Here is a 21,155-nt window from a genome sequence, read left to right as displayed (position 1 = left end):
GTTTTTTATTTTGCTCTGGAGGTTTAGAAATGGAAACTAATAACGGGAGTGAAGGTAAAATGGAAAAAACGGCGATTATTTATTGTGAAGGTCAGTTCGGGACGATGGATGGCAAGACTGCAAACGGGCTGGTGCGGAATTCGAAGAAATACCTGATTAACGGAGTGATCGACAGCACGAAGGATGGTTTGGATGCAGGTAAGTGTTTAGATGGACGGGAAAACGGAATTCCTATCTTCTGCAGCCTTAGTCACGCAATAGGCAATTTGCCTGAGGTTCCGGACTATTTCATCTATGGCATTGCCCCTGCGAACGCATTTTTGCAAGTCCACGAGAGATCCATTCTGTTTGAAGCTATGGAGCTAGGCATGAATATTGTTAACCCTTTGCAAGAATTTCTGACGGAGGACGAAGACTTTATTAAGTTTGCTGCGTTACATAACGTTGAAATTCTGGATATTCGGAAGCCCCCAAGCAAAAAAGATATGGGCTTATTCTCGGGGCAAATCTTGAGTATGCCAACTCCGGTAGTTGCTGTACTTGGGACGGACGGTGCCATTGGTAAGAGAACCACCTCGGTCTTATTGGAAAAGGCATTGTTGGAATATGGGATAAAGGCTGTTCTTGTGGCAACCGGACAAACAGGGTTAATTCAAGGTGCGAAATACGGTGTTGCCATTGATGCTATACCCTTTCAGTTTATGATTGGTGAAATCGAAAAAGAGGTTATAAAAGCCTATGAAAATGAGCAGCCGGATATCATTATTGTTGAAGGCCAAGGGGCGTTAAGCCATCCAGCCTACATAAGCTCCGCAGGCATAATTAGGGGGGCGAGGCCGGGTGCCATTATCGTCCAACATGCCCCCAAAAGGGAAAATCTAGGGGATTTTGATTATTTGAAGATGCCAAAGCTTGAAAGTGAAATTGAATTGATTGAGACTTTTTCTAAGTCCAAGGTAATTGCCATTACGATCAACCATGAGCGAATGTCAGATCAAGAGATTAATAGTGCCATCCATGAATATGAGCAGCAATTTCATATTCCGGCAACAGATGTACTTAAACATGGTTGCGACAAACTGGTTATAAGTATTTTGGAAAAGTTCCCGCAATTAAAAGATAAAGTCGAAACGAATAAGCTGGTTCCGCAATGACACCTAGAATTGAGATCAATCTTGCCAAAATCGCACATAATGCAAGTAAGCTATTGCAGTTATTTGGGGCAAAGGGTATCGATATTATGGGGGTAACGAAGGTGGTTTGCGGCAACTCTATGATTGCCGAAGTACTAATAGACAGTGGCATTCATATGCTGGCCGACTCTAAATTAGAAAATTTGAAGAAAATGCGTGATGCAGGTATCCACGCACAATTCATTTTATTACGAACACCGGGTTTAAGCGAGGTGGAATCGGTCATACGCTATGCGGACATCAGCATGAATACAGAACTATCCACCATCCAATGCCTTTCAGCAACAGCAATGAAATACGATACCCAGCATCAAATTATTCTGATGGTCGAAATGGGAGATTTAAGAGAAGGCATTATGCCAGCGGATGTAAAAGGCTTTGTTCGTGAAACGATGATGCTGCCAGGAATCCAAATTGTTGGTATCGGGGCGAGCTTTGCTTGTTTTGGGGGAGTCATGCCAAGCGAAAAGAAAATGAAACAGTTGTCATTGCTTTCAAGTATAATTGAAACTGAATTTTCATTGTCTCTTCCTTATGTCTCGGGAGGAAATTCAGCTAATTACAATTGGTTTGCATCCACTGAAAGTGTTGGAAATATCAACAATTTAAGATTGGGAGAATCGATCTATTTGGGATGCGAGCCTCTCGAAAGAATACCGATCCCAGGGCTGTACACAGATGCCTTTACATTCGTTTCCGAGGTGATTGAGGCGAAATTGAAACCATCTAAACCTTATGGTGAAACAGGCCAGGATGCTTTTGGAAATCACCCCCGATTTATGGATAAGGGATATATGAGGAGAGGGATTCTGGGTGTTGGATCCCAGGATGTGCTTGTAGCCGGTCTGAGCCCCGAAATCGATGTTGAAATTCTCGGGTCTAGCAGCGACCATACTCTTCTTGACTTAAAGCAGACTCACCTGAAGGTAGGGGACGAAGTAAGATTCTCCCTTAATTACGGAGCCTTATTATCTGCAATGAGCTCCCCTTATGTATCCAAAGAATATCATGGGACACTAAGTGAATCACATGAAGATCCAAGGCCAACAGAAGAAAAGAGTAAACAGAAACCAATTTCAAAAAACTTAGATATAAGGACACACTGTGGGCTGAAATGATACTAGCAGTCTTGGTAGTTATTCAGTACAGTCCAGTCTTCTTCGTTTATTTTTAAGTTACTTAGAAAACTTTTCAGGCAATCACACAGGAATTTTAAAAAATACACGAAGATAAAATATTGTAAACTAGAGCTCTCTTTTCCCTTTCTAGGGAGGAACGGGCTCTGTTTGTCTTTCCATACTGGAGTGTTTTTACTTATTGATCCTTCGATGGACGTTCGACATCAAATGTCAAAGGAATGTTAAACCTTTTTTTAATTCCAAATATTTTGCTGAGAATTCTGGAATCCATAATTGCGTAATAGATAAAATTCTATTATTATAAGGGAATTAAGCGATATGTTGTATGTATTCGCAAGAGAAAGCGGGAGGGAATTCCATGTCTGAAATAGCAATCTACCAGTCGATTGCTTTAGATATTGCTCAGAAAATAGCCAATGGTGAATTTCCCGTAAATACCAAGATTTCCGGACGTACCTTGCTAGCTAGCCATTATCATGTTTCATCGGAAACGATACGAAAAGCAATATCATTACTTAAAGATGAACATATTGTTCAAGTATCCCAAGGCAAAGAGATTACTGTCTTATCGAAACAAAAAGCAGCTGAATATTATAACAAATATAAGTATTTGAAATCTGTGTTTTCTTTAAAGCAAGAATTGGTAATGCTACTAAAGGAGAAAAAGGAAAACGACCGCAAGTTTGAAGTGATTTTAAACGACATCATTAACTTCTCTGATCGGCTTCGGAATCTTACCCCGTATAATCCTATTGAAATTGAAATCATGGAATCCTCCCATACCGTTGGTAAAACCATTGACAATCTTCAATTTTGGCAAATGACAGGTGCAACCATTGTAGCATTGCGTAGAGGGAATCAAATCACCATATCCCCAGGGCCTAGTGTCATCTTAAGAGTGAATGATATCATTGTTTTTGTTGGTGATAGTCAAGCACATGAGCGTACGTTAGCATTTGTAAATAAAACAGTATGAGATCAAAAAAAAGTGCGCAACGGTTTATTCCGATTGCGTTTTTCTATGCATAAACTAACAACCTTAATAATATATTAGGTTGTATGTCATGTATTTTTTTGTTATGCTTAGCTAGATCTAACGAACCACTGGGGAGTTTTCCTGGAAAATATGTTAAAAAGGGAGTTTTTGCTTTTGAAGAAATTTGGGAGTCTTATGTTAAGTTTAACGTTGCTAGGTGCAGTTATGGCTGGTTGTGCTACACAGCCTGCCGATGTACTAAGAGTGGCGAATGAAACGAGTTTTGAGAAAGTAAAGCGCCAAGGGTATGTATCTGTTGGATTTGCCAATGAGAAGCCTTACGCTTACGCAACACCGGATGGAAAATTAACCGGAGAAGCTGTGGAGGTAGCTCGAACCATTCTAAAAAAACTGGGAATTAACCAAATGGACGGAGTCCTAACCGAATTTGGCTCGCTGATTCCTGGTTTGAAGGCTAAGCGTTTCGATATTATTACGGCGGGGATGTTTATTAACCCGGAAAGAAGCAAGGAAGTTGCCTTTGCCAATCCCGAGTATAGCATCGGTGAAGCGTTGGCCGTGAAGAAAGGTAATCCTTTAAAATTGCATAGCTATAAAGATATTTCAACAAACAATAAAGCAAGAGTGGCAGTGATGGTTGGAGCTATTGAAAAGGATTATTTAACCAAGTCGGGTGTTCCGGAAGTGCAAATCATTACGGTACCCGACCAGCCCTCAGCTATTTCTGCCCTGCAAGCGGGCCGGGCGGATGCGATCACGATGACTGGACCTTCCTTGCAGGCTGTTTTGGAATCTGCGAAGGATGCTGGTATAGAAAGGGTTATGAATTTTGAACAACCAGTGATCGATGGTAAGAGCATGAAGGGCTACGGTGCTGCTGCATTTCGCATTGAGGATAAAGATTTTAGGGAAGCTTATAATCAGGAGCTGGAAAAAATGAAAAGCTCGGGTGAATTGCTAACGATATTGAAAAGCTTCGGATTTACAGAGCAAGAATTGCCTGGCGATATGAAAGCTGAACAATTAGCCAAATAATCGATATGATCATCCCTATAAACAGAGGAGTGTGGACCGAATCCAGACCACTTGGGAGTACCTGGCTCCACTTCTGCAAGGAGCAATACTGACAATTGAAATTACTATTTTATCACTGTTTGCTGCTTTTTTATTATCTCTAATCGTTGGCATAGCACGCTTTTCCAAGATTAAAGCCGTTCGTTTTTGTATGGCTCTTTATGTTGAAATATTCAGGGGGACTTCCTTGCTCGTACAGCTTTTCTGGCTCTATTTTGCACTTCCGATGCTTTTTGATTTCCGGATGTCTGCCTTTACTGTAGCCATAATCGCCCTTGGGTTAAATTACGGTGCTTACGGTTCAGAAGTGGTAAGGAGTGCCATCATGGCTATTCCTAAAGGGCAAACGGAAGCGGGCATTGCGTTGAATATGACCCCTTGGCAAAGATTAAGGTATATTATTTTACCGCAAGCCTTCGTCATGATGCTTCCATCCTTTGGTAACCTGCAAATTGAATTGCTAAAAGGGACTTCCCTGGTTTATTTAATCACATTATCGGATCTGACCTACCAAGGGATGATTCTTCGGTCCTATGATATTTCTAAAGCCACATTCATTTTCTTTATGTTGTTATTGATTTACTTTATTATGGCTCAAGCTATGACATTGGGAATTCGTGCTCTTGAGCGAAAGACCTCCAAGGGGAGGTTATAAACGATGAAGTGGAATTGGAACTATGTTATCGAAATTTTTCCCGTTTTGCTTAAGGTATTGCCACTTGTTATAGGAATTACATGTTTAAGCTTCCTTGTGGCACTAATTGCTGGCTTGTTCCTGGCTTTGATGAAAAGATCAAGGAGCATGATGATTTCCTTGCCAGCTAAATGGATTGCAGAATTTATACGGAGCACTCCGTTGATTGTTCAACTCCTTGTATTGTTTTATGCATTACCGTTGTATGGGGTCTCGCTATCACCATTTGCCGCAGGGGTAATTGGTTTAGGCCTGCATTACAGCAGTTATCTCTCGGAAGTATACCGGTCGGGCATCGATGCCGTGGATCGAGGGCAGTGGGAGGCAGCAACTGCACTAAATTTTACTGATAGACAGAAGTGGTTGCATATTATTCTTCCACAAGCGGTTCCTCCTACCCTTCCAGTTATGGGTAATTATTTGATCGTGATGTTTAAAGAAACGCCTGTTCTATCTGCTATTACATTTATTGAACTACTGACAACTGCAAAAACACTGGGATCCGCTTCGTTTCGTTATATAGAGGCTTTCACCATAGTTGGACTATTATTCCTGTTCCTTAGCTACTTTTCCTCATTGATAGTCAAACGTCTGGAACAAAAGTTTCAACGCAAATAAGGAAAAGGAGTGGAAATATGAAAATACTTTTGGGAGAAGCTCCCGATTCTAAACAAGATTCAAAGGAACCAATCGTACGTTACCGCAATGTAAGCAAGTCATTTGGAGATGTTCATGTATTAAAAGAAATGGATTTGGATATCGCACCGGGAGAGAAGATTGCCGTTATTGGCCCAAGCGGATCGGGTAAAACGACTTTGGCGCGTTTGTTAATGACTTTGGAAGCTCCAACATCCGGAACCATAGAAGTAAATGGCGAGTTATTATGGCACCAAATACATGCCGGTAAAACCATGCCTGCTGATGAAAAGCATTTGCGTAAAATACGCAAAAATATCGGATTCGTGTTCCAGCACTTTAATTTATTCCCACATATGAATATTCTACGCAATGTGTCGGCAGGCCCGATACATGTATTAGGCTTATCAAAGGATGAAGCCATAGCTCGTTCGCAGGAAATGCTTCGGAAGGTTGGACTGATTGACAAAATTGATGCTTACCCCTCACAGCTTTCTGGAGGGCAGAAGCAGCGTGTAGCCATAGCTCGGGCTGTGGTTATGAATCCGAAAATTATGCTGTTCGATGAGGTAACATCTGCACTGGATCCGGAACTGGTTGGAGAGGTTTTGACGGTCATTCGTGAGCTGGCTGCTCAAAAAGAGATGGCGATGTTATTAATCACGCATGAGATGGACTTTGCAAGAGAGATTGCAGACCGAATTATTTTTATCGACCAAGGCCGGATCATAGAACAAGGTACGCCGCAGCAAATCTTTGAAAACCCGCAGAGCGAACGGCTGCAAGCTTTTTTAAATCGATTCCTGAATAAAGAACCGGATGGAGTGACTCCATGATGCCAAAAAAATATGAACAAATAGTTTTTCGAAAGCCCACTCCAATGGATGGGGCGGATATGTATCAATTAGTCAAAGAGAGCGGAGTTTTAGATACAAATTCGGAGTATTGCTACCTCATGCTATGTAAGTACTTTTCTGATACTTGCGTTATTGCTGAAAGTAATGGACAAATGGTCGGCTTTGTATCCGCTTTTCAACCACCTGCTGAGAAGGATTGCATGTTTATATGGCAAATAGCCGTTTCCACGAAGTATCAAGGCTCGGGTATTGGAACGTATTTAATCCAAGCGGCATTGTCTCAACAGGATATGGGGGTTCGATATATAGAAGCTACAATTTCTCTTGGTAACGCTGCTTCCATAGCCTTATTCGACAAAATAGCCAAGCAATTAGGAAGTATTTGCACCGTTTCGAGTGGGTTCGAAAGCCACCACTTTTCGGATAAGCTGCATGAAGCTGAATGGCTGCACCGGATTGGACCGTTTTCTTTAGAACCATCAAATCATCAATTGGGGGAATTTATACAATGAATATAGTGGAAGAGCATAAATCGTCTTTGAACATTTTTGAGCAGCACGAATCTGAAGTGCGCAGCTATTGCCGCTCATTTCCAACCTTATTTACAAAGGCTTCCGGATCCAAGATGTGGGATGAAGCTGGAAAAGAGTATATTGATTTCTTTGCTGGTGCCGGAGCTCTAAACTATGGGCATAACAACCCGTTAATGAAGCAAAAGCTGATTCAGTATTTACAAAATGACGGCGTGACGCACAGCCTCGATATGGCTACAGAAGCAAAAAGACAATTCCTGCTCCAATTTAACAAAATCATTCTGGAGCCCAGAAATATGAATTACAAGGTAATGTTTCCGGGACCAACTGGAACCAATGCCGTTGAAAGTGCATTAAAGCTGGCCAGAAAAGTAACCGGGCGTTCTAATGTTATCGGGTTTACCAACGCCTTCCATGGCATGACATTAGGCTCTTTAGCGGTGACGGGTAACAAATTCAAGCGTAATGGTGCGGGAGTGTCCTTGAATGACACTACCTCTATGCCTTTTGACGGCTACTTAGGTGCAGAAATCGACACTTTGGATTACCTGAAAAGCTATTTGGACGACAGCGGAAGCGGGGGATCACTTCCTGCCGCCATTATAGTGGAAACCCTTCAAGGTGAAGGGGGCATATTCGAAGCGAGTATACCTTGGCTGCGTGGGCTTGAACAGATTTGCCGCAGTAATGGCATTATGCTCATCGTAGATGATGTTCAGATGGGATGCGGCAGAACGGGGACATTCTTCAGCTTTGAGCAGGCCGGGATACAGCCTGATATCATTTGCCTTTCCAAGTCCATTAGTGGATTTGGAATACCCATGGCACTCACGTTAATTCGCCCGGAAATCGATATTTGGGAGCCAGGGGAGCATAACGGGACGTTTCGCGGCCATAATTTAGCTTTTATTACAGCAACCCAAGCCTTGGAATACTGGAAAACAGAGGATTTCAGTAATGATATTTTGAAAAAGGGAATGCTCGTCAATGAGGCGCTAAACGAAGTAGTCCGTGCCTATCCGGAACTAGAGGGCGAGGTTCGGGGTAAAGGTCTTATGCGAGGTATCGCTTATAAAGCTGAGGGTTTAGCGAATGAAATAAGCAAGCTTGCTTTCGCGAGCGGTTTGATTATGGAAACTTCGGGAACAGACAGTGAAGTCATTAAAATGATGCCGCCTTTAACTATCGATATCGCTGATCTTCGTAAAGGTTTAACAATTTTCAAGGAATGTATGCATTCAATGGTTGAGCAAATGGCTCTAAATAAATAATGGGGAGTGTATAGAAATGATCGTACGAAACTTATCAGAAATTGAAGGCACTGTACAGGACATAAAGGCGGAAAACTGGAGCAGCAGGCGTTTATTGTTAAGAAAAGACGGAGTTGGATTCTCGATGCACGATACACTTATTAAAGCAAACACGGAAACGCTTATCTGGTATAAAAATCACATCGAAGCCGTCTATTGCATCAGCGGGGAAGGTGAAATAGAAACGGTTGATGATGGCAAGGTTTATCCGATTCGTTCTGGAACCTTATACGTGCTTAACCATCATGAAAAGCATTTGCTTCGCGGTAAAAGCGAAATGCGTATGGTTTGTGTTTTTAACCCACCATGCACAGGGAATGAAACCCATGATGCTGAAGGTACTTATCCACTAATCGAAAATTAATTTTGAGAGGGGCAATAATCTTTATGAAATTGAAAACAACAGATGCTTATCCGTCGCGAATTTACTCCGAACCTAAGTTGATTGAACGACAAGACCCGGTAATGTATGCAAAGAATGAGGAGCAACATATACTTTCTCAAGAAGAATTAAGCTTTTATGAGCGTAATGGTTACTTGTTTTTTGATTCCTTGTTCAATGAGGAGGAAGTGCGAGAGCTTAGTAATGAATCTAAAAGGATATGGACTTTAAGTGGTGAGGAAAATACGCCTGAAGTGATTCGTGAGCCTGGAAGTAATGAAGTGCGATCGGTGTTTGAGATTCATCGAAGTAATGAAGTGATGAAGAAGCTGTCCGAGAATAATCAGCTTTTGGAACGAGTCTCGCTTATTTTGGGAAGCCAGGCCTATGTCCACCAGTCTCGCATCAACTTTAAGAAGGGCTTTACAGGAAAAGAATTTTATTGGCATTCGGACTTTGAAACCTGGCATGTAGAGGACGGCATGCCTCGTATGAGAGCGTTGAGCTGTTCGATTGCATTGGAGGATAACTATTCATTCAATGGACCGTTAATGGTAATTCCCGGTTCGCATCGTCAGTTTCTCTCTTGCGTGGGAGAAGCGCCTGATGACCATTATAAAAGCTCGTTGCGCAAACAGGAATATGGCGTCCCTGACCAGGCAAGCTTAACGAGAATGGTCGATGAAGGCGGGATTTCAGCGCCAACAGGTAAAGCAGGATCGGTCTTATTCTTTGACTGTAACCTGATGCATGGATCAAATGGCAATATTACGCCTTACTCCAGAAACAATGTTTTTATTGTTTATAACAGCGTTCATAATAAATTGCAAAGTCCCTACTCGGGTAAGCAGCCCCGGCCGGATTATATTGCTGCAAGATCATAGTTAAGTTAATTCCTGGTCCCGCGTGGTTATTACTGCGGGATCTTTTGAATGTTATGAGGGTTTAATGATGGGGAGAAAGGGTGGATTCGGTGGACCTCCTAAAAATTATGCTTACGATTTTTATAATCAATATTGTCTATGTGTCTCTGTTTACGCTTCGGATCATCATGGTTATGAAATCCAGAATTAAAACAGCTGCGTGGATAAGTATGGCCGAAGTGTTTATTTATTTGATGGGTCTCAACCTGGTTCTTAAAAACATAGATAAACCGCTTAATCTGGCTGCCTATTGCATTGGCTGGGGTGTAGGTGTTTGGCTTGGGAGTAAAATTGAGAGTTGGTTGGCGCTTGGTTATGTTACGTTCGAAATCATCGTAGATCATACCGAGGCAAGCCTTCCGGGGTTGCTGCGCAGCCATGGCTTCGGCGTTACGAGTTGGTTGGCTGAAGGACGCGATGGAACAAGGCTTGTCATGCAGGTGCTCGTCAAGCGCTCCAACGAAAAAAAATTAATGAAGCGTATTGGTGAACTTGCTCCCAAAGCATTTATTATTTCGTATGAACCCCGCTTTTTTAGGGGTGGGTTTTGGACAAAACGGATGGAGGGGTAAGTATATCGCTGTCTCTACGCATTCTTCAATTACAAACATTGAAACAAGCTGACTAGTGTATGGAAGGATAAAGTAAAGGGGATCCACGTAAATATGAAAAAGATCAAAACTTACAAATTGTACTTTAGTCATGGATGGAATCATCAAAATACGTTTGAAGAGGTGACAGCCCTTCTTATAGATAAAAAGGAGTTCAATTTTTCGCCCAGCTACGTTCCTGATCAAGAGATGTACAATCATTTAAGTGAAAATGATATGTACCAGATGATCAGAAATAAAGTGAAGTTTTGTGATATGGTCATATTGATGTGTGGAGTATATAACATACAATCTTTTAGCAGATGGATCAATAAAGAGATCATATGCGCCAAAGGTGAATTTTCTAAACCAATCATTGGGATACACCGCTCCCCAGATTTGAAGCTATCCATCGTAGAAAGACAGAATGCAGATATGATCCTTGAATGGGATGTGGATAAGCTGATCAGTACTATACAAAGCATAACCTGAGTTAACGCTTGTAAAGGGTTGGTCACAAACACAGGAAACCTTGTCCAACCCTCATCATAGTCAGCTTGGCTTTTAGAATTTAACTTTAATGTCTCCGAAAAGGGTGCTGCACAGATCAGAAATTCGAAAACAGGAAGCGCGGCTTCATTTTTGCTGTTTTGGATTACTTTATCAAAGCAAATAATTCCAAACACCTCAGCCAATCAGGATGTGGTCCTCCGGATAACCGATTCTCGAAGAACGCTTTTTCTGGGCTAGTGCAAAAGCGAGCGTAAGCGGTCCAAGTCGTCCGGCAAACATGGTGATGGAAACAATCACTTTACCCAGAGGGGATAATTCACTTGTCAATCCCATGGAAAGTCCAGTCGTACTAAATGCGGAGGTTGCTTCGAATAAAATCTCGAAAAAACGATCCTCAAGTATGCCTTCGGAAATGGTGAGCAGAAGGGCAACAGTAAGTACGCAAAGAAGTGAGCTTACAACAACAGCCAGTGCGCGCATAACGGTGTCCTCGGCTATTTTGCGTTCAAAGGCATGAATTTGTCCGCCTCCTTGAAACGTGTTAATGGTTGCAAGGATGAGCACCACGAAGGTATTGGTTTTAATTCCTCCCCCCGTACCACCGGAGGCAGCACCGATGAACATCAATATAATGATAAAAAATTGAGAAGCTGCAAGCATGCTTCCAATATCGACAGTATTGAATCCGGCACTTCGGGGTGTAGTACCTTGAAAGAGCGCCGCAAGTATACGTTCCCCCCAAGTTAATTGGCCAAATGTGGCTGGGTTCCAGCTTTCCAATAAATAAAGGAATAAAAATCCCATCAGGGATAAAATCCCCGAAGCCAGCAAAACCACTTTGGTGTGAAGGGATAGCTTTTTCCATGTCCGCTTTCGAAAAATATCCACTATGACGATATAACCCAAACCCCCGATTACGAAAAGGATAATAATCGTGATATTCACGATCGGATCGCCTACAAAAGGGGTAAGGCTATCAGACCAAAGCGCGAACCCTGCGTTATTGAAAGCTGAAATAGAATGAAAAAGAGCATAATAAGCTCCCTGTCCCCAACCTAGCTCGGCTTTCCATCGTAGCGTAAGTATAATAGTAGCAATTGCTTCGAAAGCAAATGCAATTACCACCATATAGAGTGAAAGCTTAACTAATCCCTGCACCGAGGTCGATTGCGTTGTCTGCTGTAAAACAAGCCTTTGCTTTAAACCGATTTTTTTCCCCAATACAATGGCCACCATGATCCCAAACGTCATAAAGCCAAGTCCACCGATTTGAATAAGAACCATAATAATGACTTGTCCGAATATAGAATAAACACTTCCAGTATCAACCACAATAAGACCGTTTACACATACAGCAGAGGTTGCAGTAAATACAGCATCCAGCAAGCCTACGGATTGCCCAGTCGCAGAAGCAACGGGCAGGGCAAGCAGTAGGGCACCTATCCATATTAAAACAAAAAACACACCCAATATAAGCTGTGGAGGGCTCATATTATTTTTTAGTTTGTTGACAATGGCTTCTATTTTGATATATCCTGATTGCTGTCTACCGCTCCTACCGTTTTCGCTCATAGTCACTCTCCAGATGGCGGATATCGTCATTGTTACCGATGATAAGCAGAATATCCCCTGTATAAATTTCATCCTCGGCTTTGGGTGAAATATTCATTTGGTCTCCGGTTTTAATCGCCATTATGGTACAGCCGTAGGCGGCACGGATATTCAATTGATTTAAAGAGAGTCCATTCATAGCAGGCGGAGCCATAATTTCGACCAGGTTGTAATCGGGAGATAATTCAATATAATCAATTAGGTTATCAGAGCTAAGCTGGTTGCCAAGCCGCGCGCCCATATCCCGTTCAGGATACACAATATGATCAGCCCCAATTTTACTAAGTAAGCTGCCATGCTTTTCATTTTTAGCTTTGGCCGTTACTTGGGGAACGTTTAGTTCCTTTAACAATAGTGTCGTCAATATGCTGGCTTGCAGGTCATCGCCGATGGCAACAATGGCATGGGTAAAGTTTCGAACCCCCAGCTCCAACAACGCCGCTTCGTCTGTGCAATCTGCTTGGATAGCATGCGTAGCGATCGAGGAAATTTCTTGCACGAGAAATTCATCTTTGTCCACAGCCAACACTTCGTGGCCGTTCTGAATTAATGTACGTGTAAGGCTGGTGCCGAATCGTCCCAAACCTATCACCATAAATTGTTTTTTCATGCCTCACATCCGTTCCAATTTGATAATAGGATCTATCAAATTCATATAGTTTAATTCATTCATAATGTGTGAGAAAAACCGTTATGTCAAGTTGAAAACTTGATCTTGTTAGCCATAATATGCGCAATAAGGGCTATTCAGGTATCCTCTCAGCATCATTTGTTACCTTACTAATGATTCTAACATATTCTCTCGGAGAGAAGGGATAGAACCAGGTCCTGATCCTAGTAGAATCTCCAGTTGAATAAATGGTCCATTTATAATTAGGGGGAATATAAGATTCATTAAAGCGCTGTTTACTCATTTGATGGCTCCAAGCGCCTCCTGCTATGAAGATCACAACAAATACGATAGCTGAAACGATTATTTTTCTCGTAAGCATGAGGATCGTCTCCTTTCTTAATATAAAGAGTAATCCCCAATATCACACATTTCATTCTCCCTAACCTCGTAATGGTTCAATTTCCTTTGACAACACAACGCTAGGGCGGTATACTAAGGTGAAGCTATCAATTCAACAATTACATACAATGTTTTATCGGAGGAGCCTGCCAACAGCGGGCTCTTTTTGCATTTTTTTGTTGCTTCGACAGCGCAGACTTGCTTTTAAGAAAGTTGGCAATGCTGAATACGTATGACATCAATATGCTTGGTCAATAAGGAGGTTGAACTTTGTATTTGCTGCATCTTATTATTATGTTGCCTTTTATTTTCGCTTTAGGCTGTCCGTTGCTGTATAGATTGAAGCAGCATATCCACACTGGATGGTTAATTTTACCTGCACCACTTCTTATATTTATTTATTTTCTAGTACGGCTGCCGGAGGTTCAATCGGGTGAACGGTTAACGGCTACTGTGCCTTGGATTCCCTCACTTGGAGTGAATTTTGCCGTTTATTTGGATGGGCTCAGTCTGTTGTTTACGCTTCTAATTTCGGGAATAGGCGCTCTAGTTGTTATGTATTCGATCTTTTACTTGGATAAAAATAAAGAAGCCATCGGTCGATTTTATATGTATTTGCTGCTCTTCATGGGAGCCATGCTTGGGGTGGTGCTATCTGACAACCTGATTGTGCTGTACGGCTTCTGGGAGCTGACGAGCATATCGTCCTTTTTGCTTATTGCCTTCTGGTACCAGAAGGATAAGTCGAGGTATGGAGCCTTAAAATCAATGCTTATTACCGTATTTGGTGGCTTGGCGATGCTAAGCGGCTTTGTGCTGCTCTACGTGATGACAGGAACGTTCAGCATTAGGGACATTATCGCGAATATAAGCGCTATAACCGGGCACAGCTTGTTTGTGCCTGCGATGCTGCTGGTCCTGCTGGGTGCATTCACGAAGTCTGCACAGTTTCCCTTTCATATTTGGTTGCCTGATGCGATGGAAGCTCCTACGCCGGTCAGTGCGTATTTGCACTCAGCCACCATGGTTAAGGCAGGCTTGTATTTGGTAGCACGGCTTAGTCCCATATTTGCTGGGGAAGCAGGCTGGTTCTGGCTGGTTTCCGGAACAGGAATGGTAACCTTAATCTATGGCTCTTATCGGGCACTCAAGCAGACAGACCTGAAAGCTATGCTTGCCTTTTCAACGATCAGCCAACTTGGACTTATTATGAGCTTGTTAGGGCTTGGTTCGGCAGCAGCCATTTATTCGGGAACAAGTGAATCTTTGTTTTACGTAAAAGCTACAATGGCGGGGATCTTCCACCTTATCAACCATGCAATATTCAAAGGCGCTTTGTTCATGGTAGTCGGTATCGTCGACCACGAAACTGGAACGAGAGACATCCGCAAGCTGGGAGGCTTAATGTCGGTTATGCCGGTGACCTTCTCTATCGCCTTAATTGGTACATCCTCGATGGCAGGCTTGCCGCCGTTTAATGGCTTTCTGAGCAAGGAAATGTTCTTTACGGCTGTGCTCAACATTATGGAGATGGATGTCCTGAATATGCAGTTTCTAGGCATGTTTTTCCCGATTATCGCTTGGATAGCGAGTATCTTCACTTTTGTTTACAGTATACTGCTGGTATTCAAAACCTTTACAGGAAAGAAACAATTCGACAAATTGGAGAAAAAACCGCATGAGGCTCCACTTGGCATGCTGTTTCCTCCAGTCGTTCTGGCATCGTTGGCTGTCGTTTTTGGTTTGTTCCCCAATTTGTTGGCATACACGCTAATCGAGCCCGCCATGGCAGCCATTCATCCAACCCTGCTGCTTACTGGGCAGCAATTCGAAGCGGATATTCGTATCTGGCATGGCTGGACAGCCGAAATATGGATGACACTAGGCGTAATCACAGTAGGGATAGTCTTATACCGCCTGCACCATCGCTTAAAGGTGCTCCATCAGCCGCTCTTTAGTGGAATAACGCTCAATAAAACCTATGACGGTGGGCTTAACCTGCTGGATAGAGGAGCAACTGGTCTAACGGATCGTTATATGACAGGCTCTGTCCGCCATTACTTGATGTATATCTTCGTATTTTTAATTGTCTCTATGGCGATCACTATGGGCATCTCTGCCCACAGCCCGTATGATTTCTCCGAATTTGCACCGATGTCGTCCTACGAAGCGATTATCATTGCTGTACTTATGGGTTCGGTAATTGCTGTTCCATTCGCACGTACAAGGATGATGGCGATCATATTGACGGGTACGGCAGGGTATATGGTCACTTTGTTTTTCGTCATCTTCCGCGCTCCTGACCTTGCGCTGACGCAGATGATCGTGGAAACGGTATCCGTTACGTTATTCCTGCTCTGCTTTTACCATTTGCCTAAGCTGAAGAAAGAGCTGGAGTCCTTACGTTTTAGGCTGCCGAATTTCATTATCGCGCTTGGAGTAGGCGTAATGATGACCTTGCTTGCTTTAAGTGCAAGCAGCAGCCGCTCTTTTGAATCGATATCGGAATTTTATATCAAAGAAAGCTACAATCTCGCAGGGGGTAAAAATATAGTTAACGTCATCCTTGTAGATTTCCGTGGTTTTGATACCTTGCTGGAGATTGTAGTGCTTAGCATTGCATCGTATGGCATTTATGCCCTAATTCAATTAAAGCTCGACCACGGCGAGGATCCCATTACACTTGGTTATTGGGAGAGTGGCAGCAAGCTTACGAGTGGTAGAATTCGTAGCAACGATGTGATTTTGAAAACCATATCCAAGGTAGTTATTTTTATCATTTTGACGTTTTCCTTGTACTTGTTTTTTTCCGGACACAACGAGCCAGGAGGCGGCTTTATCGGAGCATTAATGTCGGCGGCTGCATTCGTATTGCTCGCCATGGCATTCGGAACACGAACAGTCAGTGAGGTCATTCCGATCAATTTCCGTAAGCTAAGCGCTGTGGGCATTCTAGTCGCTTTGCTGACGGGTATGGGTTCTTTCTTATTTGATGTGCCTTTTCTCAGCCACGCCTTCGGCTATCAGGATCTGCCGCTGCTTGGCCATAGTGAATTGGCAACCGCCATGCTTTTCGATTTAGGCGTCTACCTGACCGTCGTTGGTATCACCATGACGATTATTTTGGCGATAGGGAGGGATAAATAAAATGGAGTTATATATGTCACTCGCGATCGGTGTGTTATTTACTGTTGGCGTGTACCTGGTACTATCGAAGAGCCTGCTGCGCATTATATTAGGCACCTCACTCCTCACGCATGGGGTCCATTTGCTGCTGCTTACAATGTCCCGTCTAAAAACGGGTGCTGCTCCACTGCTAGGGCAAGGGGCAGAGTCCTATGTGGACCCACTGCCGCAGGCACTTATTTTAACATCCATAGTCATCAGCTTCGGGGTCACGTCCTTCTTCTTCGTGCTTGCCTACAAGGCCTACCAAAAGCTGGGAACCGATGATATGGAGCAATTAAGGGGGAAGGAAGATGAATAATCTGCTTGTATTACCACTTCTGATCCCTTTATTGACAGCAGCTATTCTTATTTTTCTGAAAAATAATATAGCTGTCCAAAGGTGGCTTAGCTCTTTAAGCCTGCTGGCTACAGTAGCCGCGGCAGGGATGATCGTGTTTCAGGTAAAAACGCAAGGCATTCAAACGCTGCATATGGGAGGCTGGCTACCGCCGTACGGTATTGTATTTGTAGCTGACATGCTCGCTGCGTTGCTTGTTTTTGTTACAACGGTTGTAGGTGTCTTTTGCTTGCTCTACTCATTCGGTACGGTTGGGGAGCAGCGGGAGCGTTATTATTATTACCCATACTTTCAATTTCTGCTGGTAGGTGTCAATGGTTCTTTCTTAACGGGGGATTTATTCAATCTGTTCGTCTGCTTCGAGGTGATGCTGATCTCCTCTTATGCACTGATTGTACTTGGTGGGACGAAAAGGCAGCTGCGCGAAACGTTAAAATATATATTGATCAACATTATATCCTCCACGTTATTCGTTGCGGCTGTAGCGTATTTATATGGTGTATTAGGGACTCTGAATATGGCAGATTTGTCCCTGCGGGTAGCTGAGGCGGGGCAGGACGGGGTATTAAACGCCATTGCGATATTGTTCATGATTGTTTTCTCGCTAAAAGCAGGCTTGTTCCTTTTCTTTTGGCTGCCTGGATCCTACAGCGTTCCACCCGCAGCCGTTTCGGCCTTATTCGGTGCGCTGCTGACGAAGGTAGGTTTGTATGCGCTAATTCGTACATTTACGCTCATCTTCTACCATGATCCCAGCATTACCCATAGCTGGCTGGCATGGATGGCCGCCGCTACCATGATCCTTGGCGCATTCGGGGCAATTGCATATTCGGACATACAACGGATCATGAATTATAATGTGATCATAACCGTTGGGTTCATTGCCTTTGGATTGTCAGTGGCGTCCGATACTTCAATAGATGGTGCTATCTTTTATTTACTGCATGATATGGTTGCCAAAGCCTTGCTATTCATTATTGGAGGACTTATTGTGCATGTAACAGGGACAAGTAAGCTGAAGGAAATGGGGGGCCTGATAAAGCGCCATCCCGCAATCGGCTGGCTGCTCTTCGTTACCGCCCTGGCTATTGCGGGCATTCCGCCGCTCAGTGGCTTTGCGGGTAAGCTGTTGATTATTGAGGGCGGGATGCAAGGGCATGCGTTCTGGCTTACTGGAGTCGCGCTTGGATCCAGTTTTATTGTGCTCTATTCCTTAATCCGGTTATTCATGGACGCTTTCTGGGGAGAAGAGAACCCGAACCCTCAGGTCGCCCCCTCTAAAAGCATGCTGGGTTCAGCAGTTGCCCTTTTTGCCATTATGGTTATGATGGGGCTTGGCTCAGAATGGGTGTATCAGTTTGTAGCAGAGGCTGGAAATACGTTAATGAATCCAAGCACATACATTGATGCAGTACTGAAGGAGTAGAGGAAATGGCCTTACAAATACTATTGAACCTGATTATTGCATTCGTTTGGATGTTTTTATACAATGACTGGGCGGCTCCGCGGTTTGCCATGGGGTATCTGCTGGGGATCATTTGCATCGGATTGCTTAGTCGTTTCTGGCCACATGACTTTTATATGAAACGCTTGTGGGCGGTTGTTAAGCTGCTGGTCCTGTTCGTCAAAGAACTGTTTATCTCCAGTTACGTGGTGATGTTTCAAATTGTCCGCCCACGCCTTGCCATTCGGCCCGGTATATTCGCGCTAAAGACGGAGCTCAAATCGGATTGGGAAATTACCGTGCTATCTTGCCTTATTTGCCTGACCCCGGGTACATTAACACTCGATGTGTCACCGGACGGCCAAACCATGTATATTCATGCCATGGATATCAATGATGCCGATGAGCTGTCTAAGCAAATCAAAGGCACATTTGAAAAAGCAATTATGGAGGTGACGCGGTCTTGATGTCCAGCTTACTGTTATTATCTTTGGGTATTTTATCACTTGCCATCATTGGTTGTATGTACCGTTTACTGAAAGGACCCTCAATCCCGGACCGCATCGCCGCACTCGATACGATAGGTGTTTTGCTGCTGTCCATGATCGCAATCATTAGCATATTGCTAAAAACCTTTGCGTACTTTGACATCATATTAGTGATAGGCATATTGACCTTCATAGGAACTACCGCCTTTGCGAGATATATAGAAAGGGGGGTTGTCATTGAAAGTGGAGATGATGATTCAGATAGGTGAGATTCTAATAGGATTACTAGTATTAGCAGGTTCATTGATATGTGCACTAAGTGCATTCGGCCTGGTCAGGCTTCCGGATGTTTATTTACGCTCACATGCAGCGACTAAAAGCGCGACATTAGGCGTGCTTTTTATCTTATTTGGCACTTTTCTTTATTTCGGCTTTTTTTTGGAGCATGTAAGCGCCAAACTGCTGTTGGGTATTGTGTTTGTATTTATAACAGCACCGGTGGCTGGTCATTTGAATGGAAGGGCGGCGTACCGCTCGGGCGTACCGCTGTGGGAGCGAAGCGTCCAGGATGACTGGAAAGGGGATTTGAAAAAAAGAGAGATTGAGTAGGGACAAAAGAGCGTTGCTATGAAGCGTTGTGCTTTGCGGCTGACTGCTACGCGCTCCAATATTTTTATTCTAATAAAGAAAGCCGACCCTTTTAGCTTTTTAGGGTCGGTTTTCTTTTACTTCTTTATTTGACAATCATCACAGGACAGTTCGCTCTTTTTGCTACTTTATGACTGACACTGCCAAGTACAAATTCCTGTAAAGCATTAAGCCCACGACTTCCAATTAAGATGACATCAAATTTGTTGTCATTTGCATAAGCAACAATAGAGGGTCCAGGATCGCCATGGATGATCTTAATTTCATAGTTTATTCCCGATTCTCGTGCTACCTTTTCGATAGTCCCCATTTTTTCTAGGCGACGTTCATCAATGACTTTTGTATCTAAATTTCGAAGCACATCCGACTTAGAAGTTTCACTATCCACGACATATAATATAACAACTTTAGCCTCTGGATTGCCTTTGGCCAGATGAATCGCTTGTTCGGCTGCTCTGAATGAATGTGCTGATCCGTCTGCAGCCAAGAGAATGTTTTGATACATACGATGTCCCCCTTTTAATTTCCAACCATGTGTTAATTAGATCATAAGCTCATATCTCAAAAATGGTGTCCGCTTATTCGTCTTCGGATACGTAAAAGTACCACTTTATCTGAGAGTTAACTGAGTCCAACCTTCGTAATCATGAATAGCAATACCGTAATAAGAAGTCTGATCCTTTAATGAACTTTCGATTACTTCCAACTGCGCCTGTTTGTAAGGGATACTTCTCCCGTAAAATGTGGTGTACTTTTCCTTCATGGGATTGGTTTCAATTCCTATAATTACCTTTTTGTTTAATTCGTTGGCGATTTCAATTTCTTCCTGTACTAATTTCACTATACCTTCGTCACGATAGGCCATTAGCGTAACATGGTCTAGCCTTTCAATCATCCATCTGCTCATAGAAGGTGCATCCTGTTGCTGTGATATGGGAATTTCATCCAGCCAATAGGGTAAATCCGCACCCGTTTCTATTTGTTTTAAATCTTTTGTTAGTGTTTGGAAGTATTCCATACTGGCCATCCAGCCATCGATAATCGTTTGCCTTTGGTTGGTTTCCCAAGCGTCTTGGTTATAGGGCTCGATGTCCAAATGGATCCCCTTGAATCTTTCCCCTTTGGATACATTGCGATTATACTGCTCAATCCAGTTAACTAGTTCAGCTATGTGAGTTTGATTCACTTCTGTTGCCCACGAGGGGTCACCACCTAATGCATGCACATGAATACCAGACAAACTTGCTTCCTTAATAAACACTCGATAATCGTTGAAGTCCTGTTTCTGATCGATGTGCAAATAGATTAAATTAACTTCGTTCTCGCCGGCAAATGACAGTATCCGATCTCGTTCATCCTTTATTCTTGCAGAATCCCATAACCATGTTGCTTTAACTTTTGCCTCTAGTGGGTCCTTAGCGAGAAAAATGCTAGACAATAGAACAAGTACGGTCATCACCATTAATATAAAGTTCCTTTTTCTATTATCCATCATGAACCTCCCAGCATGGTTTGGCTGAGCTATTCCGATTGATGCCATCCATAAGTTTACCAGCAAATTACCGCATCTTTCGTTGGACTTCAG

General features: G+C 43.1%; 24 protein-coding genes. 19 read left to right on the top strand and 5 right to left on the bottom strand.

Going from position 1 to position 21,155, the window contains the following annotated elements:
- Positions 1–59: 59 nt before the first annotated feature.
- The 13 genes from G9U52_RS25885 (at position 60) to G9U52_RS25825 (ending at position 10,820) form a co-directional block, all read left to right on the top strand.
- Positions 60–1,154, top strand: coding sequence for an N-acetyltransferase DgcN family protein (locus G9U52_RS25885; RefSeq protein WP_166153673.1), 1,095 nt, complete (start codon positions 60–62; stop codon positions 1,152–1,154).
- The gene (locus tag G9U52_RS25880; RefSeq protein WP_166153553.1) at positions 1,151–2,311 is read left to right on the top strand and encodes an alanine/ornithine racemase family PLP-dependent enzyme; all 1,161 of its coding nucleotides are present in this window, start codon (positions 1,151–1,153) and stop codon (positions 2,309–2,311) included. Before G9U52_RS25885 ends, G9U52_RS25880 begins: the two co-directional genes overlap by 4 nt.
- Positions 2,312–2,690: 379 nt before the next feature.
- The gene (locus G9U52_RS25875) at positions 2,691–3,308 is read left to right on the top strand and encodes a GntR family transcriptional regulator (RefSeq protein WP_166153552.1); all 618 of its coding nucleotides are present in this window, start codon (positions 2,691–2,693) and stop codon (positions 3,306–3,308) included.
- Between the two features lie 174 nt (positions 3,309–3,482).
- Positions 3,483–4,364 carry an ectoine/hydroxyectoine ABC transporter substrate-binding protein EhuB gene (ehuB, locus tag G9U52_RS25870; protein WP_375790285.1) on the top strand — a complete coding sequence of 294 codons (882 nt, stop codon included), beginning with the start codon at positions 3,483–3,485 and terminating at the stop codon, positions 4,362–4,364.
- 31 nt (positions 4,365–4,395) lie between these two features.
- A complete protein-coding gene (gene ehuC, locus G9U52_RS25865) occupies positions 4,396–5,058 on the top strand; it encodes an ectoine/hydroxyectoine ABC transporter permease subunit EhuC (protein ID WP_311764927.1) in 663 nt (220 codons plus the stop codon).
- A gap of 3 nt (positions 5,059–5,061) precedes the next feature.
- Entirely contained in the window at positions 5,062–5,715 is a 654-nt protein-coding gene (ehuD, locus tag G9U52_RS25860) for an ectoine/hydroxyectoine ABC transporter permease subunit EhuD (protein ID WP_166153551.1), read from the top strand.
- Positions 5,716–5,732: 17 nt separating this feature from the next.
- Complete coding sequence (gene ehuA, locus G9U52_RS25855) at positions 5,733–6,569, top strand: ectoine/hydroxyectoine ABC transporter ATP-binding protein EhuA (RefSeq protein WP_166153550.1); 837 nt, start codon at positions 5,733–5,735, stop codon at positions 6,567–6,569.
- Positions 6,566–7,102 (top strand): diaminobutyrate acetyltransferase, encoded by a 537-nt coding sequence (gene ectA / locus G9U52_RS25850; RefSeq protein WP_166153549.1) that lies wholly within the window; start codon positions 6,566–6,568, stop codon positions 7,100–7,102. The genes ehuA and ectA overlap by 4 nt, the downstream gene beginning before the upstream one ends.
- Entirely contained in the window at positions 7,099–8,394 is a 1,296-nt protein-coding gene (gene ectB / locus G9U52_RS25845; RefSeq protein WP_166153548.1) for a diaminobutyrate--2-oxoglutarate transaminase, read from the top strand. The genes ectA and ectB overlap by 4 nt, the downstream gene beginning before the upstream one ends.
- Before the next feature lie 16 nt (positions 8,395–8,410).
- Entirely contained in the window at positions 8,411–8,797 is a 387-nt protein-coding gene (locus tag G9U52_RS25840; RefSeq protein ID WP_166153547.1) for an ectoine synthase, read from the top strand.
- Positions 8,798–8,820: 23 nt separating this feature from the next.
- Positions 8,821–9,699, top strand: coding sequence for an ectoine hydroxylase (gene thpD / locus G9U52_RS25835; protein WP_166153546.1), 879 nt, complete (start codon positions 8,821–8,823; stop codon positions 9,697–9,699).
- Positions 9,700–9,806: 107 nt separating this feature from the next.
- Positions 9,807–10,310 (top strand): DUF2179 domain-containing protein, encoded by a 504-nt coding sequence (locus tag G9U52_RS25830; RefSeq protein ID WP_207953212.1) that lies wholly within the window; start codon positions 9,807–9,809, stop codon positions 10,308–10,310.
- Between the two features lie 93 nt (positions 10,311–10,403).
- Positions 10,404–10,820 carry a TIR domain-containing protein gene (locus G9U52_RS25825; protein WP_166153545.1) on the top strand — a complete coding sequence of 139 codons (417 nt, stop codon included), beginning with the start codon at positions 10,404–10,406 and terminating at the stop codon, positions 10,818–10,820.
- A gap of 195 nt (positions 10,821–11,015) precedes the next feature.
- Here G9U52_RS25825 and G9U52_RS25820 read toward each other — a convergent pair whose 3' ends face one another.
- From G9U52_RS25820 to G9U52_RS25810, 3 genes are all read right to left on the bottom strand, one after another.
- Positions 11,016–12,413, bottom strand: a complete 1,398-nt coding sequence (locus G9U52_RS25820) for a TrkH family potassium uptake protein (RefSeq protein WP_243767557.1) — start codon at positions 12,411–12,413, stop codon at positions 11,016–11,018.
- Entirely contained in the window at positions 12,397–13,062 is a 666-nt protein-coding gene (locus tag G9U52_RS25815; RefSeq protein WP_166153544.1) for a potassium channel family protein, read from the bottom strand. Before G9U52_RS25815 ends, G9U52_RS25820 begins: the two co-directional genes overlap by 17 nt.
- 133 nt (positions 13,063–13,195) lie before the next feature.
- The gene (locus G9U52_RS25810; protein ID WP_166153543.1) at positions 13,196–13,444 is read right to left on the bottom strand and encodes a hypothetical protein; all 249 of its coding nucleotides are present in this window, start codon (positions 13,442–13,444) and stop codon (positions 13,196–13,198) included.
- 290 nt (positions 13,445–13,734) lie between these two features.
- Between G9U52_RS25810 and G9U52_RS25805 the strand changes: the two genes are divergently transcribed.
- Genes G9U52_RS25805 through mnhG form a run of 6 tightly spaced genes read left to right on the top strand, consistent with a single transcriptional unit; the run spans position 13,735 to position 19,531 of the window.
- Positions 13,735–16,611 (top strand): Na+/H+ antiporter subunit A, encoded by a 2,877-nt coding sequence (locus tag G9U52_RS25805; protein ID WP_166153542.1) that lies wholly within the window; start codon positions 13,735–13,737, stop codon positions 16,609–16,611.
- A 1-nt stretch (position 16,612) separates the two neighbouring features.
- On the top strand, positions 16,613–16,951 hold the full coding sequence (locus G9U52_RS25800; protein ID WP_166153541.1) for a Na(+)/H(+) antiporter subunit C: 339 nt from the start codon (positions 16,613–16,615) through the stop codon (positions 16,949–16,951).
- A complete protein-coding gene (locus G9U52_RS25795; protein WP_166153540.1) occupies positions 16,944–18,416 on the top strand; it encodes a Na+/H+ antiporter subunit D in 1,473 nt (490 codons plus the stop codon). Before G9U52_RS25800 ends, G9U52_RS25795 begins: the two co-directional genes overlap by 8 nt.
- Positions 18,417–18,421: 5 nt before the next feature.
- Positions 18,422–18,901, top strand: a complete 480-nt coding sequence (locus G9U52_RS25790) for a Na+/H+ antiporter subunit E (protein WP_166153539.1) — start codon at positions 18,422–18,424, stop codon at positions 18,899–18,901.
- Positions 18,898–19,191 carry a Na(+)/H(+) antiporter subunit F1 gene (locus G9U52_RS25785; RefSeq protein WP_166153538.1) on the top strand — a complete coding sequence of 98 codons (294 nt, stop codon included), beginning with the start codon at positions 18,898–18,900 and terminating at the stop codon, positions 19,189–19,191. The genes G9U52_RS25790 and G9U52_RS25785 overlap by 4 nt, the downstream gene beginning before the upstream one ends.
- Positions 19,175–19,531: a monovalent cation/H(+) antiporter subunit G gene (mnhG, locus tag G9U52_RS25780; RefSeq protein WP_166153668.1), complete on the top strand. Its 357-nt coding sequence runs from the start codon at positions 19,175–19,177 to the stop codon at positions 19,529–19,531. Before G9U52_RS25785 ends, mnhG begins: the two co-directional genes overlap by 17 nt.
- A gap of 124 nt (positions 19,532–19,655) precedes the next feature.
- Here the strand turns inward: mnhG and G9U52_RS25775 are convergent, their stop codons facing one another.
- Together G9U52_RS25775 and G9U52_RS25770 are read right to left on the bottom strand one after the other, a co-directional pair.
- On the bottom strand, positions 19,656–20,075 hold the full coding sequence (locus tag G9U52_RS25775) for a universal stress protein (RefSeq protein ID WP_166153537.1): 420 nt from the start codon (positions 20,073–20,075) through the stop codon (positions 19,656–19,658).
- A 105-nt stretch (positions 20,076–20,180) separates the two neighbouring features.
- Positions 20,181–21,065, bottom strand: coding sequence for a hypothetical protein (locus tag G9U52_RS25770; RefSeq protein WP_207953196.1), 885 nt, complete (start codon positions 21,063–21,065; stop codon positions 20,181–20,183).
- Positions 21,066–21,155: the final 90 nt, after the last annotated feature.

Origin of the sequence: Paenibacillus agricola, assembly GCF_011440305.1 — a bacterium.
Taxonomy (GTDB): domain Bacteria; phylum Bacillota; class Bacilli; order Paenibacillales; family NBRC-103111; genus Paenibacillus_S; species Paenibacillus_S agricola.
Note: the sequence above shows the minus strand (reverse complement) of the source record. Positions and strands in the feature narration are given on the sequence as shown.

Excerpts from the sequence above, each read along its gene's own strand:
- G9U52_RS25820 (WP_243767557.1), bottom strand. The coding sequence starts at position 12,413 with ATGAGCGAAAACGGTAGGAGCGGTAGACAGCAATCAGGATATATCAAA.
- ehuA (WP_166153550.1), top strand. The coding sequence starts at position 5,733 with ATGAAAATACTTTTGGGAGAAGCTCCCGATTCTAAACAAGATTCAAAG.
- G9U52_RS25825 (WP_166153545.1), top strand. The coding sequence starts at position 10,404 with ATGAAAAAGATCAAAACTTACAAATTGTACTTTAGTCATGGATGGAAT.
- mnhG (WP_166153668.1), top strand. The coding sequence starts at position 19,175 with ATGATTCAGATAGGTGAGATTCTAATAGGATTACTAGTATTAGCAGGT.
- ectB (WP_166153548.1), top strand. The coding sequence starts at position 7,099 with ATGAATATAGTGGAAGAGCATAAATCGTCTTTGAACATTTTTGAGCAG.
- ectA (WP_166153549.1), top strand. The coding sequence starts at position 6,566 with ATGATGCCAAAAAAATATGAACAAATAGTTTTTCGAAAGCCCACTCCA.
- G9U52_RS25880 (WP_166153553.1), top strand. The coding sequence starts at position 1,151 with ATGACACCTAGAATTGAGATCAATCTTGCCAAAATCGCACATAATGCA.
- G9U52_RS25775 (WP_166153537.1), bottom strand. The coding sequence starts at position 20,075 with ATGTATCAAAACATTCTCTTGGCTGCAGACGGATCAGCACATTCATTC.
- G9U52_RS25800 (WP_166153541.1), top strand. The coding sequence starts at position 16,613 with ATGGAGTTATATATGTCACTCGCGATCGGTGTGTTATTTACTGTTGGC.
- thpD (WP_166153546.1), top strand. The coding sequence starts at position 8,821 with ATGAAATTGAAAACAACAGATGCTTATCCGTCGCGAATTTACTCCGAA.
- G9U52_RS25815 (WP_166153544.1), bottom strand. The coding sequence starts at position 13,062 with ATGAAAAAACAATTTATGGTGATAGGTTTGGGACGATTCGGCACCAGC.
- G9U52_RS25770 (WP_207953196.1), bottom strand. The coding sequence starts at position 21,065 with ATGATGGATAATAGAAAAAGGAACTTTATATTAATGGTGATGACCGTA.
- G9U52_RS25885 (WP_166153673.1), top strand. The coding sequence starts at position 60 with ATGGAAAAAACGGCGATTATTTATTGTGAAGGTCAGTTCGGGACGATG.
- ehuD (WP_166153551.1), top strand. The coding sequence starts at position 5,062 with ATGAAGTGGAATTGGAACTATGTTATCGAAATTTTTCCCGTTTTGCTT.
- G9U52_RS25810 (WP_166153543.1), bottom strand. The coding sequence starts at position 13,444 with ATGCTTACGAGAAAAATAATCGTTTCAGCTATCGTATTTGTTGTGATC.
- G9U52_RS25875 (WP_166153552.1), top strand. The coding sequence starts at position 2,691 with ATGTCTGAAATAGCAATCTACCAGTCGATTGCTTTAGATATTGCTCAG.
- G9U52_RS25840 (WP_166153547.1), top strand. The coding sequence starts at position 8,411 with ATGATCGTACGAAACTTATCAGAAATTGAAGGCACTGTACAGGACATA.
- G9U52_RS25795 (WP_166153540.1), top strand. The coding sequence starts at position 16,944 with ATGAATAATCTGCTTGTATTACCACTTCTGATCCCTTTATTGACAGCA.
- G9U52_RS25830 (WP_207953212.1), top strand. The coding sequence starts at position 9,807 with ATGCTTACGATTTTTATAATCAATATTGTCTATGTGTCTCTGTTTACG.
- G9U52_RS25790 (WP_166153539.1), top strand. The coding sequence starts at position 18,422 with ATGGCCTTACAAATACTATTGAACCTGATTATTGCATTCGTTTGGATG.